The sequence below is a fragment of the Bacteroides intestinalis DSM 17393 genome (assembly GCF_000172175.1).
Taxonomy (GTDB): domain Bacteria; phylum Bacteroidota; class Bacteroidia; order Bacteroidales; family Bacteroidaceae; genus Bacteroides; species Bacteroides intestinalis.
The window spans coordinates 781300-800302 of sequence record NZ_ABJL02000008.1; the positions used below are offsets into that span (position 1 = coordinate 781300).

Below are 19003 nucleotides of genomic sequence, written 5' to 3' on the forward strand. Positions count from 1 at the left end.
TTTTGATACAGTATCTTTGTACTATCCATTTATAGATACTATTTCACTGAATTATATTTCGCACCATATAGAAACGGGGAAGCTTTTGCTTCTCCGTTTTTTTAGCCCCTCATGCAGCAGGCTCCAAAAGCTTACGCTTATATAACCGTCAGCTTACACTTGCACAACTGCAAACCCACACTTATACAAGCACAATGCCACAGTCCATCATCTTTAACTCCACACTTCACTGTCTGCAACCTGTGGCATTTGTCCTGTTAAGGTGTGGCATTGAGAGCACTGAGATGTAGCATTTGACCTAACAAACACTGGCAAAAGAAACGAAAGTCCTTTTATTGCATATCACTACCTCAAAGCAGCCTCCTAACCTACTTCCGTTAATATTATATAAATCTGCTATTGACAATATTTGAGTTACGACATCGCTTAATAGAGGTTAAGCGGAAATCTTTGGATTGTAGAAAGTACAAAGAAAAAGGAACGGTAACCAACCAAGATTACCGTTCCCCTTTATAAAAAAGCCGCACCGATGATGTGATGAAACTCCGAATGACATGATTTGAGCGCTCGTCCTCTTTGTAATCCACCGACTCAAAGTTACCCCGAAGGGCGTGGCCCGCCATCGAGAAGCGAAGCTTGTCTCGGTATTTCATAATAGTTTGATGAGTTTCCCGATCCAATCAATGCGGCTATATTTTCTACAACAAATGTAGTAAGTTTCTGTCAAAGAAACAAGGAAAAACATGATTTTGTTTCCTCCATACAGGACATTTTATATTATATCCTCCCTATTATAAGCAAAAAGTGCCGATTACTCCTTCGTAATCAGCACTTTGTAAACTATTTGCTAAATAAACTTAAGCAGCCTTTGCTTTAGCTACGATAGCCTTGAAAGCTTCCGGATGGTTCATCGCTAAATCAGCCAAAACTTTACGGTTGATTTCGATACCTGCTTTGTGCAAAGCACCCATCAGCTTAGAATAAGACATACCTTCCAAACGAGCTGCAGCGTTGATACGCTGAATCCACAAAGCGCGGAAGTTTCTTTTCTTGTTCTTACGGTCGCGGAACGCATAAGTCAAACCTTTCTCCCAAGTATTCTTGGCAACGGTCCATACGTTCTTTCTTGCACCAAAGTAACCTCTGGTTAATTTCAAAATTTTCTTTCTTCTTGCTCTTGAAGCAACGTGATTTACTGATCTTGGCATAGTTTTACTAATTTTTGAATGTTAGCGCCATTACTTCACGCAACGGACTTAAAGCTAATGCATTCGGTTAATACTTTAAAATACTTTGTACGCTTTTTTACTTCATTGCTAAGAGTTCCTTAACTTGGCTTACGTTCGTCACGTCAACTGTAGTTGAATGGCACAAGTTTCTTTTTTGCTTCTTAGTTTTCTTAGTCAAAATGTGACTGTGAAAAGCGTGCTTTCTTTTGATTTTACCTGTTCCGGTAAGAGTAAATCTCTTTTTAGAACCGGAGTTAGTCTTCATCTTTGGCATCTTACTTATTTTTAAATTATTTAAATTATATGGCAACGCACTATACCTGTGGCGTTACTCATTTCTTTTATTCTTCTGATTCAGCCGGAGCTGCTTTCGGAGCATCTGCAGATTTCGGTGCAGCAGGCTTCTTTGGCGTCTCTTTCTTCTTCGGGGAAAGCTGAATAGTCATTCTCTTTCCTTCCAGTACTGGCATCTGATCTACTTTTGCATAGTCTTCCAAGTCATTGGCAAAACGAAGCAGCAACACTTCTCCTTGCTCCTTAAACAAGATGGAACGACCTTTAAAGAACACATAAGCCTTTACCTTATCACCTTCTTCCAAAAAACCTTTAGCATGCTTCAACTTGAAGTTGTAATCGTGATCATCAGTCTGAGGACCGAAACGAATCTCCTTCACATTTACCTTCACCTGTTTCGCCTTCTGTTCTTTCTGACGCTTCTTTAACTGATAAAGAAATTTAGAGTAATCGATGACACGACAAACAGGGGGTTGTGCGTTTGGAGAGATTTCCACGAGATCCACCTCACGCTCTTCGGCAAGCTTCAATGCCTGGGCTATCGGATATACGTTAGGTTCTACTTCATCGCCCACTATGCGGACTTCTTTGGCGCGGATTTGTTCATTAATCCGGTATTGCCCTTTTAAGCTGTCATTTTTCATTAAATAACCTCTATTTCCAGTTTGTTTCTTATTTACTACTCCCAAATTATTATTTTTTATATTAGGTAAAAGCTATCTTTAGAACATTATTTATGCTATGCTTTCACAAGTGGGCGCAAAGTTACCATTTATTTATCATATTCTGAACTTCTTCGTTCAAAATTTTAGCAAATTCTTCAAATTTCATAGTGCCTTTATCGCCTTCCCCTTGCTTGCGGACAGAAACTTCTCTGTTTTCTGCTTCTTTTTCACCCACAATCAGCATGTAAGGAATACGCTTCAATTCATTATCACGAATCTTGCGTCCTATCTTCTCATTGCGTTCATCCACAATTGCACGGATATCATATTGCTTCAGGAACTTTTTCACTTCCTGTGCATAATCATTAAACTTCTCACTGATAGGCAAAATAGCCACCTGCTCAGGTGTCAGCCACAATGGGAACTTACCTGCCGTATGCTCGATAAGCACAGCTACGAAACGCTCCATTGAACCGAATGGTGCACGGTGTATCATCACCGGACGATGTTTTTGGTTATCAGCACCGGTATATTCCAGATCAAATCGTTCCGGCAAGTTATAATCCACCTGAATGGTACCCAACTGCCAACGGCGACCGATAGCATCTTTTACCATGAAGTCCAACTTCGGACCATAGAAAGCAGCCTCACCATATTCAATTCTGGCAGTCAAGCCTTTTTCCTCACAAGCCTCGATGATAGCCTGCTCAGCTCTTTCCCAGTTTTCATCGCTACCGATGTACTTCTCACGGTTCACTTTGTCACGCAAGGAAATCTGAGCTTCCACATTGGCAAATTCCATAGAACGGAACACAATAGAAATAATGTCCATCACGCGCAGGAATTCATCTTTCACCTGGTCGGGACGGCAGAAAATATGTGCATCATCCTGTGTAAAGCTACGTACACGTGTCAATCCGTGCAATTCACCACTTTGCTCATAACGGCAAACCGTACCGAATTCAGCCAAGCGCAAAGGCAGATCCTTATATGAACGCGGAGAATTTTTATAAATCATACAGTGGTGAGGACAGTTCATCGGTTTCAGGAAGTACTCCTCTCCTTCTTCGGGTGTATGAATAGGCTGGAATGAATCCTTACCATATTTAGCATAGTGACCGGAAGTTATATACAGCAGCTTGTTACCAATCGGCGGAGTAATAACCTCCTGATAATCGTAACGTGCCTGAATACGGCGCAGGAATTCTTGCAAACGCAGACGCAATGCAGTACCTTTCGGCAACCACATAGGCAAACCTTTACCTACCGTATCAGAGAACATGAACAAATCCATTTCCCTACCGATCTTGCGATGGTCACGTTTCTTGGCTTCTTCCAGAACAACCAGATATTCATCCAGCATCTTTTTCTTTGGGAAAGTGATACCGTAAATACGCGTCATCATCTTGCGGTCTTCATGTCCACGCCAGTAAGCACCGGCTACCGACATCAATTTGATAGCCTTAATCGGCGCAGTAGTCATCAAGTGCGGGCCACGGCACAAATCCGTAAAAGCACCTTGCGTATAAGTAGTAATGTGACCATCCTCCAATTCAGAGATCAATTCACATTTATAAGTTTCTCCACGATCACCGAATTTTGTCAATGCATCCGCTTTTGAAATACTTTCTCTCACAACAGCTTCTTTCTTTGCTACCAGTTCTGCCATTTTAGCCTCAATAGCCGGAAGGTCAGATTCTTTAATAGTGGCCTCACCCGGATCCACATCATAGTAGAAACCGTTTTCAATGGCAGGACCAATACCGAACTGAATGCCCGGATATAATTCCTGTAAGGCTTCCGCCAGCAAGTGAGCACTGGTATGCCAGAATGCATGCTTACCTTGCTCGTCTTCCCATTTATAGAGAACAAACTCAGCATCCTCGTTGATAGGACGCCCCAAATCATAAATCTCACCGTTCACGCCACATGCCAGCACTTCCTGTGCCAGGCGAGAGCTGATACTTTCTGCAATTTGCAGTCCCGTTACTCCATCATTATATTCGCGTACGGAGCCGTCTGGAAATGTAATCTTTATCATAATGTTGTGTATATTTCAATTTTCAGAACGCAAAAATAGCTAATTCTTTTTGATATTTTATTTTTTAGCAAAAAAATGTTATTCACGAGTATTGGTAAACCGCTTAATAATATTGTAAGCAGAAACAATACCCAATTCTCCTGCTTTACTCAGGTCTGTAATACCCTGCTTGTTATTGCCCAGGAAGATATGAGTCAGCCCACGGTTGAAATAAGCTTCGGCAAAGTCTTTATTCAGTTCGATTGCCTTGTCATAATCTACCAATGCTCCACGGTAATCTTTCAACAGAGACAGCACATTGGCACGATTATAATACCCGAAAACAAAATCAGGTGCCAATTGGATGACATGATCCAAATCTTTTCTCACAATATCATAATCCAAGGCAGTTACTTCCGCTTGATTCTTACTATCAACAGCAGCTCCGGGAACACCTTCGGTCAGACCGGCTTCCGCCTTCTTATATTCCAATTGCTTATAACGCACCAACGAACGCATGAAGTAAGCCGGGAAGAATTTATCATCCAGCAAAATAGACTGCGTAAAGTCATCTATAGAACTGGCGAAGTCCTGAACCAGATAGAAATCAAGTCCGCGCAGGAAACGTTTCTTTGCATCCCTATCATTGGATACGATATCCGAAGTATGGGTATCGATCAGAGCAAAATGGAATTTCACCTGTTCTTCCGTCAACGGAGCTTCCATATTAGTAATACGCAATGGTTTCGGGAACAGTTTCTCATGATTCAACTCCTCAATATATTTATGGAAATGAACAATGCGCTTCACTTCACTCGATTTCTCATAATATGTCAATGCATACATCGGTTCCATCTTAACGGCTACGTTCCGGTCTTGAACACGACCGCGGTAGTCGCTCTTATATTTCTGGTCTTCTTCCGAGTCATCAGCAATCACGATTTTCCGGTAATTCTCCATATTCTTATCGGATTTCTTACGCGTCTTGCTCGTATCCTCGTTATCCTGATTATTGTCTGCAACGTCCTTATCACTTGTCGTAACCCCGTTACGTTTGTCTATCTGCATCTTCATGATTTTGAATTCATCCTCTTCGGCACCCTTACGGTCACCGATCTTCTTACGGGCTTCGGCACGCTGATAGTATCCGGCCATAAAATTAGGATATTCGCCAATCACCTTCGAATAGTCACTGATAGCACCACGATAATCACCCGTCTGTGCACGCAGCAAGCCACGGTTGAAAGTTGCCATCATATTATCCGGTTCCACCTTCAGGACAAAATCAAAGTCTTCAAGTGCCCGGTTATCGTCACCTACCTGTGCACGAAGCAAACCACGGTTATAATGCCCCAGGAAGTTATTGGGATCGATGTCCAATGCCAGGTCATAATCACTCATGGCACCTCTCAGATTATTCTGATGGAAACGCGCCAATGCACGATTGATATAATTACCGGCATTCTTCGCACTCAGATGAATGGCCTGATCCAAGTCACTTTCGGCATCTGTATACTTGCCCTGTTGCAAACGAACAATAGCACGTGCGCTCCATCCATCGGGATCATAACGGTCCATATCGATTGCCGTTTCAAAGTCATTCAGAGCCTGTATTGTATCCTTTTGCTTCAACGACACTTCGCCACGCATCAGATAAGCACGCGTGTACTTGGGAGCTATCTTCAATAGTTTCCCCAAATCTTCTTTGGCCGCATCATAATCCTCTTTCTGCATATGGCAAAGAGAAAGATTATGCCACAGAACAAGATTCTCCGGATCATATTTCAGAGCTGTCTGATAATCTTCAATAGCACCGTTATAATTATTCTGCCGGATACGGGCCAATCCACGTATCTGATAGGCACCCACTACAAAAGGATTACGATCGATAGCCGCATCGCAATCCGCTTCCGCACCTTGAAAATCATCCAAATTGATTTTTGCCAAACCGCGAAAGAAGTAAGGCTCATATAAATAAGGCTTAGCGTTAATTACCTGGTTAAAATACTGGATAGAAAGCACATAGTCTTCAAAATACAACGCGTTGCGTGCGATTGTCATCACTCGCTCCGTATTGATCTGCGCACACAGCAACGTAGGAAGCAACAGGAAAGCCGTCAGTATCTTTTTTATCATCTTGTCTTATAAATGCTTGTAAACGAAACAAATTTAATGCTTTTCATTTACTTGGCGGGATTAACGGAAGACTTTTTATATTTTTTGAGCCTTTTATACCTTATTATAAGATTAGCTTATTTCACAGTCCTGACTTTATACGTACAATGAGCCTTTCCTTTCAGCATCGCATTCAGTTTCCCCTTAATCATTTGCTTACGCAAGGGAGACAAATGATCAATAAACATCTTTCCTTCTAAATGGTCAAATTCATGTTGCATCACACGTGCCAGATAGCCCTCAACAATTTCGTCATGCTCTACCATATCCTCATCCATATACGTTACATGGATTTTATTACCACGCTTCACAGCTTCATGAATACCCGGAAGACTCAGGCATCCTTCTTCCATAGACACTTCTTCACCTGATACTTCCAGGATATGGGGGTTGATATATGCTTTCCGGAAACCTTTATATTCAGGATAATCTTCTGATAATACATCCAGATCAACGACTACAACACGAACAGGCAATCCTACTTGCGGTGCTGCAAGCCCTACACCTTCGGCATTATCCATCGTTTCGAACATATTCGCAATTAACTCTTTCAAATTTGGATAGTCGGGAGCAATATCTTCCGCCACTTTTCTCAATACGGGCTGACCGTATACATAAATGGGTAAAATCATTCTTTCTCTAAGTTACAAATTACTAAATCAATATATATAAGTATATATACCTTTATTATAATATAAAACGTTTATTTTCCAAATAGCTTTGCAGAATAATAGTTGCACTGATCTCATCCACCAAAGCCTTATTCTGGCGATCTTTCTTCTTCAGCCCGGCTTCCCGCATAGTGCGATGTGCCAAAACTGAGGTAAAGCGCTCGTCAACATACTCAACAGGCATTTCCGGTAACTTTTTCTTCAACAAACGGACAAAAGGTTCTATACGTTTCATGTTTTCCGAAGCCTCATTATTCATCTGTTTAGGCAAGCCTACAAGAATACGTTCCACCGGTTCTTTTCCTACATAATCAAGGATGAATGCCAGCAGCTCATGCGTAGGCACAGTGGTCAGTCCGTTAGCAATCATTTGTAATGTATCGCTGACAGCTATTCCCGTACGCTTTTTACCGTAATCAATAGCTAATATTCTACTCATAATGGGCTACAAAATTACGATTAAAATTTGAAATCTACCGTTAATCTTATATATAGTAATGCTTAAAAAAACAACTTGGCACATAAATGATTATTTTTCTCCCATTTTATTATCAGCAATTACTATTTTTTTTCTCCTATTGGGAAAAAAATTCTCCTACTGGAAAAACAAAACACCTATTTATACTATTATTTTTAAATGATTACACAATACAGAAAAAGGGATGTTTGACAACATCAAACATCCCTTTCACGTTTTTTATACACTGATCATTTCAAATGAATATTAACTGTCAATCCACCACTGAAATATTGCATTTTCTGCATTTCCACTTGAAAGTGCAGGTACTTAAACAAACAATAAGTGGCGCCAAAAGCAAAATCTTTTGAGTCGTATTCCACAATCAGTCGTAATTGAGGATGAAAAGAGGGATTGTAGGTAATGCCCGCTGCCATTCCGTTTAACTTATACTCCTTACGCTTGTTGTAAAGATAAGAAAGATGCACTCCTATTTCTTCCCTTCCCAAGGGAATATGTTTTGTCGCTGCAACATAAAAACGACTGTAATAACCGTTTCCTTCCGTGGAAGCCATTTGACTGTTTGTGGAAGTAAAGGGGTCGGAAGTACCAAACACCACTGCAGGCATATATTTCCAGAACTGCCCTTCCTTCAACGCTCTCAATCGAAGCGAGAAATACCTGTCCTGATTGGTAAACCCAGAATATCCGTAAGGAGCCAAGCCCAATGCTTCCGCCTTGAAAAGCGTACAGGTGTAGGCCACCTCCATCCAGGGGAATATCGTAACATTCAGAAAATAATTGTACGTATGATAATACCAAGTGGGAGGAGTTAATTCTTTGTTCAAAAAATTACCGCCAATCATAAGCGTCTTGTCACGCTGCATTTCAGCAGAAGGTGCATGCAACAATCCTGTCGTGCCATACGTAAGTTGAGCAGAAACAGGAAAAGCCAAACAACAAAGCAGAGCAACAAAGCACAACTTAAATTTCACCATTGCAGATAAATTCAATCAGAGATTAAAAAGAAGGCGCCTGGAAAATCAGGCGCCTTCTTTAGTATTTCTGTTTTTAACAGAGTATATTATTCAAGAATCACTACGCGGTTCAGATAGTTCTTGCTGAACATATTTTCAGTACCACCAAATCCTACGAATTCAAGTTGATCTTTGTCTACACCTTCAGCAATCAAGGCATCGTAAACAACCTGAGCACGTTTTTCTGAAAGTTTCTGGTTGTATGCTGCGCTACCTGTAGCCTTATCACAGTAACCTGCAACCTTGTATTTCTTATCCGGATTAGCCTTCAGAATCTTAGCAGCCAACTGAATATTGACCTTACCATAATCATCCAAACGAGCACTACCGATTTTAAAGAAGATAGCACGAGGACCAGCTGTCTGGATTTCCTTGATAACTTCCTTAACTTCCGGTTTCATGTTAGCCAATGAGTTCTTGCAGTTTGCCAAATCAGCCTGAGCTTGAGCCAATTCACTTCTGTAGCGGTTGATTTCAGCATTGATGGCATCTTCGTCAATATCAGAAACTTTCGCAAATTTCTTACCACCAAATGTATAAGTCAAACCTACATTTACGCGGGCAGTGGCCTCAGCCTTACGACAGTCGCTTGCATCGCCAAAGATAGAGGGAGTCACCCCAAAACGACCTTCTACATTCAAAGCCAGCTTCTGATTCAAGTTGAAGCCCAAGCCCAAACCTGCAGTAGCACCGAAACGAGCCTTGACATCATCGTTTGCAGCCAGTTGATAAGCATCGCCTACCATACCGCCTGTAAATTCTGTGCCTTTAGAAGAAAGGTTCATTGTAGGACCCGCAAACAGATAGAAATCGACTACACGATTGGGGTTGTAACCACCAAACAGAGTTGTCAGGTTCAGCATAGCATCCAAGTTGATTTCACCAAACTTTTTACAATATTTGTGATACTCACTATTTGTGCCTTTATCGAAGTAGGAATTGTCTTGATTGTCAAGACTCTGCCACAAACCGCTCACTTCACCACGTACCCCCCAAGTCGGAGTAATGTATTTACCAATCTGGAGATTGAAGTTCATGGTCGGAGTATTCAAGCCGCCATTCAGAACAGACATGCCTCCAATACCAACACCCACAAAGATGTTGTCTGAAGCCTTCTTCGTATAATAATTTTTCTTTTCTTGCGCATTAGCCAATACACAAGAACCAGCCAATAAGATGGACAAGGTTAAGAATTTAGCTTTCATTTTTATATATTTTTTATTGTTCTTATTTAAACGTACCTACAACACTCTATTAATCGGGCAAAACAATACCACCACCGGCATTTTCACTTGCACCATGTCCATGACCATGCTGGTAAGCGTGTGAATGGCTAGGATGAGCCATTTCTTCATACTGTGCAGCAGTACCATTCAAAGCATCAGCTTTGATTATGCCTAAGATCTCTCCGCTGTTCTTATAAGAAATTGTATAAGTAGTGGTAACCGGGTAAACCTCAAACCAAGCACGATAAATGCTCCATGCAGAAATCTTCATTTCAAGCACAGAATCTTTTGTATAGTTGTACTTCAAACTTTCAATGAAATCTGTAACATCAACATCTTTCACTTCGCCTTCTTTTGCAGCTGTCTGCTGGTTATACAGTTTATAGCTTACCTTAGTAATCAAAATATAATCGTTTGCATTTTCCCACCAAGACTTACCTGCATGATTGTGAGTAGGATTAAGCAATTCGCTTACGCGAGCAGGGCCTTCTTCTCTCACACCTTTAATCACAACTTGGTCTGGTTCTTCCGGTGTAGCAGTCTTCACAGCTACCAGCGTAGCATTGTATGTAGCCACACCACCAGCTTTCACAGCATTAACATGAACCGTAACAGACTGGATAGCCTCATAACCGGCAGGAGCAGTAGCACTAATCACCACATCCTGAGCAGCGATACTACCATCAGCACCGGCTTTCAATGTAACTGCCATTCCACTTACCTCTCCTTTATCTGCACTAATAGTTACACCAGACACAGCTGCTCCACTTGGAAATTCTACTACATTCACATTAATGGTAGCTTTTGCTGGTTCTGTTGTAAATGTCGCATTCAAATCTTCCTTTTCACACGACGTAAAAAGAAGAGAGCCTACTAAAGCGACTACGGCAAAAGCAAACATGCTACCAATGCCGTTTAAGAATTTAATCTTTTTCATCTCAATAATAAATTAAAAATTTAACAATTCTGACTTAATAAAATATGGGTTAAAACTATTTTTCTCCATTATGTTGTCACTGGCTTCCGCTTTATATTCCTTATAATAATACCGTTCATTACCAGCATTATAAACAAGTCCCATATTAGCAGAAGTGTTTATCCTTGGCCATTTTTTGTAACGTTTATACTTGTAAGGCGGCAATGCCACTTGAAACCGGAACCCCCCGTTAGCCTTCGCCCATTTCGCTTTCATTGCATAAAAGCCAATGGAGCAATATCGGAAATGACGAATCATTTCAAACTTAACTCCCCGGTCCTCTTTCAAGTATTGCTCAACCTTCAAGTTGAACGATGTGTTATACTGTGGCCAATAAAAACTTCCACCTATCGTCCAAGTCAATCCCATTTTCGGATCATAATGAAACCGAAAGCCGTCCCAATAGCCAATAGCTGTACATCCCATCCGCGCCATGACAGAAAACCTTTCATCTGCAAAGGGACGAAAGAATTCAGCATCCACGCCATACCGGTCGGCATTAAAATAGCCCACTGTCACTTTACCAAACACATTGTATGGCAAGCGAAAACGTTGGGATATCGTCAAATGCCCCGGATGAATCTTATCCTCATAACTTCCATACCCATCATTATAAACAGGTATCTTTAACTGCCCTGTCAGCTTCATCCCTTTCCACAACGACACTTCCACTGCCGGACTAAGATCAAACAACACCTGGTAAATCTGCGTAAGAAGCAAGTTCCTGAAAGCTAACTGAGGATACACCAACACATCCACCTTAAACAAAGAGCTATTTTTCACCTTTATTTTCCGTGCCTCCCGCCACGCTTCACCCAATTCATAGGTAACTTTCCAATCATTGCGTTCGACTTGAGTCACAGTATCCCCCTTTACAGGATGATAATAAAGAGAAATTTGAGGTATATTATTATCTAAAACGATTATCCGACATTTTTTTTGTTCCGGCAATCCTATCTTTTGAATAACATCCACCGCTTTGCTTATACCGACACCCTGCAAACGATATGCAGAATTCTGCAAGACATAAACACGTTCGTTGTCATCTTCCGTCCACCCCACATTTTCAAATCCCATTTCTACTAAAACATTTACAGTACTTTCCCCCGTTTGACAAAATCCCCTTAAAGGAATCAAACAGAATAAAAAGAGCGCCGCACATTGTGCTATTGTTTTAGTAGTTAGACACTTCCTTATGTTAGAGTTTTTACACCTCATCATTTTCAACCTTTTTTGCATCTACGCGATACAAAATATGCTGCAAAAATAGACACATTTTTAATAATATCAAAGTTTTTTTTTAGAAAATATAAAATAATACAGCTTTTCCTCTAAAAGTCCTTAGAGAAGCTCGGGATTGTTTATACAGAATACATAAAAGGCATTGACAAAAGGCCAGATATTGTTCACTTTTATTACATCATACGGTATTAATATACCAGCTTTACATTATCAACCCAAAGTGAATTACCAGGAGAACCAATATAAGCACCTCCATGACTGGAAGTAAATTGCAGTAATAGATGAGTAGGAACATCTTCTTCCGTTCCCCATGCCACTTCTTTAACGGGAACACTCTCTCCCTTACTGTTGATGGCATAACGCTCTTCTACTTGCAAACGCATCATATGAGGTTTATAGGCAGGATCACCTGTTATATCTCCGTACATGATTGAATAAGTAACATTGTTACGCCAGTCATCAGTTGTATTATAATAACGTACCACCATTGTACCTATGCGCTTCGCAAAAATATTTCCATCCTTGTCTTCCCAACGTTTCTGCAGGAATAAATTCACTTCCGGAAAGTCTTTACCGTCTACATCCGTAATACGGCTGAAACCTGTAGCGCGGATACGCTTCTCTCTATCAGACATCTTAACTTTATAGTCAAACTGAACAGCGATCGGTTTCTTCGTGAAAGGAATACCGGAATTCAACATCTTCTGCGGATTCTTCGTTCCCTTAATCGGCTCATGTACTTCACCCAAAAACATAGAACCTGCAGCCAGCACCGTAATATCTACGATTCCTAATACCTTTACACTCTCCATACGGGTATCCATACGTGCGCAGTAACCTTCATCACGTTTTTCGGGAAACACAGAGGTATTTGTTTTAGTAATACCAGCCACACGTGCCATCACATTGGAAGTCGCCCACGGTGATCCACCCATATTCTTATAAGCCTTATTCTCACGAATAGTTGCAGTCGGCCCGATAGCATACACATTCTTCAATGCGCCACCGATAATACCCGACTCTTTAATCTGGCGGTCTACCCACTGGTCCATATTGCCGAATGGAATCATCTCCACAGTATGCTGTTGTTGTTGCTGCTGTGCAGATGCCATCCCGCAATATAAAAAAGCGGATAGCATACCATACATACGAATTTTCTTCTGCATCATCTCATTAGCCTTTCAATTAAAGTTCATAGTTCCACTGATCCAGTGCAAAATTCCAGTTATCCTGTACTAATTGCACAGTACGATCATCATATTTATATTTATTCTTCTTATATCCTTTCTTTCCACCTACATACTTCTCGATGTCACCGCGTGCCTCTGCAAATCCGGGAATAGACAAATCATGATAAATCTTTTCGGTCATTCCCATAGCATCAGCCTCAAAATCTTCGAATTTAACTTCAATCAGATTCCCGGCAGGGATGCACGATTTATCCGCCTCATATTTATGGTATAACTTAGCATAAATAGAAAGGATATTATTTTCCAGTTCCTCGTTACTGATGTCTTGCAACTTTAACGGCTGAATCGTATTCGTGAAGAAACTACGGGTACTCTCAAATACCGTATAAGGATTACGCATCAGATAAACAAACTTCGCATTGGGGAACATCTTAACAAGTTCCTTCACACGCCCCGTATGCGGCGGGTTCTTACTCAAGAACTGCGTTCCATGTGTATTCCACAATGATATCTTAATCAACTTGACAAATACCTCTTCAAACACTTTCAGTTCTTTCTCCGTGATATCATTAAACAACAGATATTTATCTGCATATTCCTGCTGATATTTAGGAAGGAACCAGAAATTATAATAAGTATAAGGCATCATATTTGCCAGTGCAAACTCTTCCTCCTGCGGCAGGTCTACAGCAAGTTCCATATTATCCGTAGGACGCTTATCGGGCATCAACCAACTCATATTCTTCTTAAAGAAAGGCTGCCCCCACATCATCAAATGCGGAAATACGGTCTGATAAGTAGTATTATAACCAAAATGTTTATCACATGAAAAGACATTATGCACAAAGGTTGTTCCACTACGCCAATGGCCAAGGATGAATACCGGATCATGTTCCAAAGGTTGAGATGCCAGTCGCTTCTCATAACGTCCATTCTGTAAAGGAGCCAGAGTAGAAAGCAAGCGGCATACGGCTTTAGTCAAGCGGTACTTGCCTTTGTATGCTGCATCTATCTCACGTCCTTTCGTAATAGCATTAAATGTCTTCCAATCGGCTCCAACCAATGTATTTATAGGAAGTTTATTAAATTCGAGTAAACCCATATCATTTACAATTTTACAATTTACGATACAAATGGTAAATTATTTAATGATTTTCACTTCAATACCCTGACGCTCCAAATCTTTCACTACTTTCTCTATGATTTCATAGTGTTCGGGGGCAATGCCAAGCTTCGGTAAATTCAAGACAGGAAGATCTTCCGAAATATGCATGTCTTTATCCTCTACCCTATCGATAATCATACCGACAGCACTGGTATTGTTAGTTATCGGATCAATCAGAATGAAGGCTCCTGTTGCTTTATTCTTTTGATAAGGGTCAAAGAATAATTCTTTTGCCGTAGTCAGCACAACACGCGCTATCTGATTCAACTGCATGGGCAAGCTATCAGTAGTTAATTGTCCATTCTCGACCGACAGTTGTTCCATCGTATTGACATCTACCTTATACTTGATATTACTGATACGTGAACGGCTCAGATTAGTGGTTTGCTTAATAAAAAATGATTTATTAAGATCCATCGGTTCTTCATCCATCCATACCAACATAGCCTCGAAATTACGATCGACAACCGGCAAGTTATCAGGATGTACCAGCATTTCTCCTCTTGATACGTCTATCTCATCTTCCAGCGTCAAAGTCACAGACTGAGGCGGAAAAGCATAATCCAGTTCACCATCATAAGTAACAATGCTCTTAATACGTGATTTCTTACCGGAAGGCAATGCAACTACTTCATCACCTTTACGCACAATTCCTGAAGCTACTTTACCACAGAAGCCACGAAAATCGAGGTTAGGCCGCAACACATATTGTACCGGGAAGCGGAAGTCTGCCAGATTATGATCATTATCAATATGGACTGTTTCAAGAAAATCGAGCAAGGATATACCGGCATACCACGGAGTACGCTCAGACTTAACGACTACATTATCACCATCCAAGGCTGATAGCGGAATACAAGTTACATCCGGAATGTTCAACGGAGCAATAAATTCCTTATATTCCTTAACTATTTCATTGAAGCGGTCCTCTGAAAAATCTACCAGGTCCATCTTGTTGACAGCAAGCACCACATGCTTGATACCTAACAAAGAAACCAGGAAAGAGTGACGACGTGTTTGTGTAATCACCCCTGTACGGGCATCTACCAAAATAATAGCCAGATTAGCCGTGGAACCGCCCGTAATCATATTACGTGTATATTGTTCATGTCCCGGAGTATCGGCAATGATAAATTTACGGTTGTTGGTAGAGAAATAACGATAAGCCACATCAATCGTAATACCCTGTTCGCGTTCTGCTTTCAGGCCATCCAGCAACAGCGCATAGTCAATATGATCGCCGGCATTTCCCATTCGTTTGCTATCGCGTTCCAATGCATCCAACTGGTCCTCGTACAATTTCTTACTATCAAACAACAAACGCCCGATCAGCGTTGATTTTCCATCATCTACCGAACCGGCAGTCAGAAAACGGAGCAAGTCTTTCTGTTCATCTTTATCCAGAAACTCCTTGATATTTAGTTTAGAGTTATTCTCCATCACTTCTATTTTTTAATTATCACCTTTATCTTCGTAAACCTAAGCATTAAAGTTCTAAAGGTCAGGTTTAAGATTCCAATCCTCAGGTTTTAATTTTTAATTCTTAATTTTTAATTCCTAAAAGTATCCCTCGCGTTTTTTCTGCTCCATGCTGGCCTCCTGATCGAAGTCGATTACACGGGTAGTACGTTCGCTCTTGGTAGTGGTCATCATCTCTTCTACAATCGTTTCAATTGTATCGGCATTGCTTTCCACTGCACCTGTCAGCGGCCAACAGCCTAACGTACGGAAACGGACCATTTTCATTTCTATCTGATCCCGATACTTTTCAGGCAAACGATCATCATCCGCCATAATCAGATTACCATCAATCGTAACACAAGGACGTTCCTTCGCATAATACAACGGAACAATAGGAATATTTTCCAAACGGATATATTGCCAGATGTCCAGCTCAGTCCAATTGCTCAAAGGGAACACACGAATACTTTCTCCCTTATGTACCCGGGCGTTATAAATATCCCACAATTCAGGACGTTGATTTTTTGGGTCCCACTGGTGGAACTTATCACGGAAAGAGAAGATACGTTCCTTTGCACGTGACTTCTCTTCATCACGGCGTGCACCGCCAAAAGCTGCATCAAACTTATACTTATCCAAAGCACTCAGCAGAGCTTTTGTCTTCATCAGGTCCGTATGCACCTTACTGCCATGCGTAAATGGTCCCACTCCTGCATGGAAAGCTTCCATATTGCTCTCTACAATCAGATTCCACCCATACTTCTTAGCATATTCGTCACGGAACTGAATCATTTCTTTAAATTTCCATTTTGAATCGATATGCATCAACGGAAAAGGGACTTTGCCAGGATAAAAGGCCTTTTCAGCAAGGCGAACCATCACCGAAGAGTCTTTTCCGATACTATAAAGCATCACTGGGTTTTCAAATTCCGCAGCCACTTCACGGATAATATGAATAGACTCTGCTTCGAGCTCTTTCAGATGGCTTAATTTATATTCTTCCATTTTTATATAATCACTTTTTAATCTGTATCTTTGATAAAACAAGGTCAAGCAACTTGTTGACTGACTCTTCCAGACTGAGCACTGAAGTGTCTAAAGTCAAAGCCGGGTGGGCAGGAGCCTCAAACGGAGCAGAAATACCGGTAAAATTCTGAATCTCTCCCCGGCGCGCCTTGGCATACAAGCCTTTCACGTCCCTGCGCTCACACTCGGCCAGAGGAGTACTAACATAGACTTCAAGAAAATTTTCCCGACCAATGATATTGGCAGCCATTTCGCGAATATCATTGTTAGGACTTATAAACGCAGCAATAGTAATAATGCCTGTATCAATAAAAAGTTTAGAGACTTCCGCTATACGACGGATATTCTCTACACGGTCGGCTTCGGTAAAGCCCAAATTATTATTAATGCCGCTACGGATATTGTCCCCGTCCAGAATACGGCACAGCAATCCGCGTTTGTGCAATTCACGTTCCAAAGCAATAGCTATTGTACTCTTACCGGAACCACTCAATCCGGTAAACCATATCATCATACTATGTTGTCCAAGGAGCTCTTCTTTATCTTGTCTCGACAACATCCGATCAAAAATCGGATATATATTATTATCTGTCATAATCTAAATTAAAAGGGCCAAATTAATGGTATCAGGAATATGGATATCAAGAATGCTATAATATTCAATGGCAAACCAATGCGAACGAAATCGGTAAACTTATAGTTTCCTATACCTTGCACGATCAGATTTGTCTGGTATCCGATCGGCGTGGAGAAACTGGCAGATGCAGCCATACAAATTACCACAAAGAAAGGCATAGGGCTAACGCCCATCTGCGAAGAAATGGAAAGTGCCAACGGGAAAGCCAATGCTGCTGCTGCATTATTTGTGATTAACTCAGTAAATAAGTTCGTGATAATAAACACGGCAGCTAATAACACCTGCGGTCCGTAATGTTCAGTCAGGCCGATGATATAACTTGCCACCACATCTGCCACACCGGAATTCACCATCGCCTTACTAATGGCAAAAGCACAGGCAATGGTTATCAGAATATCCCAAGAAATGTATTTGGTATATTTACGCGCCGGGAAGATTTTTGTCCATGCCATAATAATAGTAGTCACAGAAACAAAGAAGAACATATCCAGCTTAATATCCGGAAATGCTTCTTTCACAACCGGTAACTCCCCTACTGTAGCTCCGGCAATCATTAATATCAGCAAAATAAGAGCAAACCAACGTTTTCCTTTTCCGGGAACCGGCTCGTTGTCTTTACCATTAGCCAACAGAACGAACACTGAGGATTCTCCCCAAGTCTGAACGAAAGAATCATCTGCCATCACCACCAGCGTATCGCCATCGCGCAGGACTTCATTATCCAGATTCTCCGTAATGCTCTGTCCGCTTCGCTTGATTTCCTTAACAGCAGCACCATAGTGACGTTTAAAATTAAATTCACCCAATTTCTTGTTGATACCCGGAAAACGGGGGCCAAGCACTGCTTCAACCCGATGCAAGCTACTATCCTCCTCCTGGTCGTCATCCAATTTTACCGCATCCGTACGAACATCAGGCAAAAGTTTGGAAGAGAACAGAAACAAATAAATAATACCTGCAATAGCTATGAAGATGCCGACTTTGCCCAACTCAAACATGGTGAAGCCTTCATAACCAGCCTCTAATATCATACCATGTACTACCAGATTAGTAGAAGTTCCTATTAGGGTACAGATACCGCCCAAAATAGTTACATACGAAAGAGGGATCAAAAACTTGGTAGCAGGTAGTTTTACCGATTCTGCCCAACGTTTGATAATCGGGGCAAAGATTACAACAACAGGAGTATTATTAAGAAAAGCAGATATAAAAGAGATAGTGGGAAGCATGCGCAACTGGGCCTTAAACACAGTTGTTTTCCCCACAGGAAGTAGCTTTTTGATTACTTGTCCCAATGCTCCGGACTGACGAATACCTTCGCTAACCAAAAACAACATGGCTACGGTAATCATTCCTTTATTACTAAACCCCTCCAGCATTTCTTTAGGGCTCAGAATACCTGCACACAAGAACAAGACTACAACGGAAAACAACACCATTCCTGGACGCATTTTGTCCAAAACTAATGCAACAACCATACCCAAAAGTGACAAAAGCACGAATATTATCTCAAATGTCATAGATTCATTGTA

Annotated in this window: 17 protein-coding genes; all 17 read right to left on the minus strand. The window is 41.1% G+C overall.

All coding sequences use genetic code 11. The features are described 5' to 3' along the window. Window positions 1-857: 857 nt before the first annotated feature. Entirely contained in the window at window positions 858-1208 is a 351-nt protein-coding gene (gene rplT, locus BACINT_RS12790) for a 50S ribosomal protein L20 (protein WP_007214085.1), read from the minus strand. A gap of 97 nt (window positions 1209-1305) precedes the next feature. Continuing rightward, entirely contained in the window at window positions 1306-1503 is a 198-nt protein-coding gene (gene rpmI / locus BACINT_RS12795) for a 50S ribosomal protein L35 (protein WP_007214084.1), read from the minus strand. 67 nt (window positions 1504-1570) lie between these two features. Then, window positions 1571-2167 carry a translation initiation factor IF-3 gene (gene infC / locus BACINT_RS12800; RefSeq protein ID WP_007663738.1) on the minus strand — a complete coding sequence of 199 codons (597 nt, stop codon included), beginning with the start codon at window positions 2165-2167 and terminating at the stop codon, window positions 1571-1573. A gap of 121 nt (window positions 2168-2288) precedes the next feature. Beyond that, entirely contained in the window at window positions 2289-4229 is a 1941-nt protein-coding gene (thrS, locus tag BACINT_RS12805) for a threonine--tRNA ligase (protein ID WP_007663740.1), read from the minus strand. A 78-nt stretch (window positions 4230-4307) separates the two neighbouring features. Further along, entirely contained in the window at window positions 4308-6344 is a 2037-nt protein-coding gene (locus BACINT_RS12810) for a tetratricopeptide repeat protein (RefSeq protein WP_007663742.1), read from the minus strand. 116 nt (window positions 6345-6460) lie between these two features. Further along, complete coding sequence (gene def, locus BACINT_RS12815) at window positions 6461-7015, minus strand: peptide deformylase (RefSeq protein WP_007663743.1); 555 nt, start codon at window positions 7013-7015, stop codon at window positions 6461-6463. 55 nt (window positions 7016-7070) lie between these two features. Further along, entirely contained in the window at window positions 7071-7493 is a 423-nt protein-coding gene (gene ruvX / locus BACINT_RS12820) for a Holliday junction resolvase RuvX (protein ID WP_007663744.1), read from the minus strand. A 269-nt stretch (window positions 7494-7762) separates the two neighbouring features. Next, on the minus strand, window positions 7763-8509 hold the full coding sequence (locus BACINT_RS12825) for a YjbH domain-containing protein (RefSeq protein WP_007663745.1): 747 nt from the start codon (window positions 8507-8509) through the stop codon (window positions 7763-7765). An 86-nt stretch (window positions 8510-8595) separates the two neighbouring features. Then, window positions 8596-9753 (minus strand): OmpA family protein, encoded by a 1158-nt coding sequence (locus tag BACINT_RS12830; protein WP_007663755.1) that lies wholly within the window; start codon window positions 9751-9753, stop codon window positions 8596-8598. 49 nt (window positions 9754-9802) lie between these two features. Continuing rightward, complete coding sequence (locus BACINT_RS12835) at window positions 9803-10711, minus strand: DUF3869 domain-containing protein (protein WP_007663757.1); 909 nt, start codon at window positions 10709-10711, stop codon at window positions 9803-9805. 12 nt (window positions 10712-10723) lie between these two features. Further along, complete coding sequence (locus BACINT_RS12840) at window positions 10724-11968, minus strand: YjbH domain-containing protein (protein ID WP_021967786.1); 1245 nt, start codon at window positions 11966-11968, stop codon at window positions 10724-10726. A gap of 212 nt (window positions 11969-12180) precedes the next feature. Beyond that, on the minus strand, window positions 12181-13161 hold the full coding sequence (locus tag BACINT_RS12845; RefSeq protein WP_007663779.1) for a PCMD domain-containing protein: 981 nt from the start codon (window positions 13159-13161) through the stop codon (window positions 12181-12183). Window positions 13162-13177: 16 nt separating this feature from the next. After that, window positions 13178-14284, minus strand: coding sequence for a sulfotransferase family protein (locus BACINT_RS12850; protein ID WP_007663795.1), 1107 nt, complete (start codon window positions 14282-14284; stop codon window positions 13178-13180). Window positions 14285-14323: 39 nt separating this feature from the next. Beyond that, the gene (gene cysN / locus BACINT_RS12855) at window positions 14324-15787 is read right to left on the minus strand and encodes a sulfate adenylyltransferase subunit CysN (protein ID WP_007663798.1); all 1464 of its coding nucleotides are present in this window, start codon (window positions 15785-15787) and stop codon (window positions 14324-14326) included. Between the two features lie 117 nt (window positions 15788-15904). Then, window positions 15905-16813 (minus strand): sulfate adenylyltransferase subunit CysD, encoded by a 909-nt coding sequence (gene cysD, locus BACINT_RS12860; RefSeq protein WP_007663801.1) that lies wholly within the window; start codon window positions 16811-16813, stop codon window positions 15905-15907. A 10-nt stretch (window positions 16814-16823) separates the two neighbouring features. Further along, on the minus strand, window positions 16824-17429 hold the full coding sequence (gene cysC, locus BACINT_RS12865; RefSeq protein WP_007663805.1) for an adenylyl-sulfate kinase: 606 nt from the start codon (window positions 17427-17429) through the stop codon (window positions 16824-16826). Window positions 17430-17437: 8 nt separating this feature from the next. Next, window positions 17438-18991: an SLC13 family permease gene (locus tag BACINT_RS12870; RefSeq protein WP_007663809.1), complete on the minus strand. Its 1554-nt coding sequence runs from the start codon at window positions 18989-18991 to the stop codon at window positions 17438-17440. Window positions 18992-19003 lie beyond the last annotated feature (12 nt).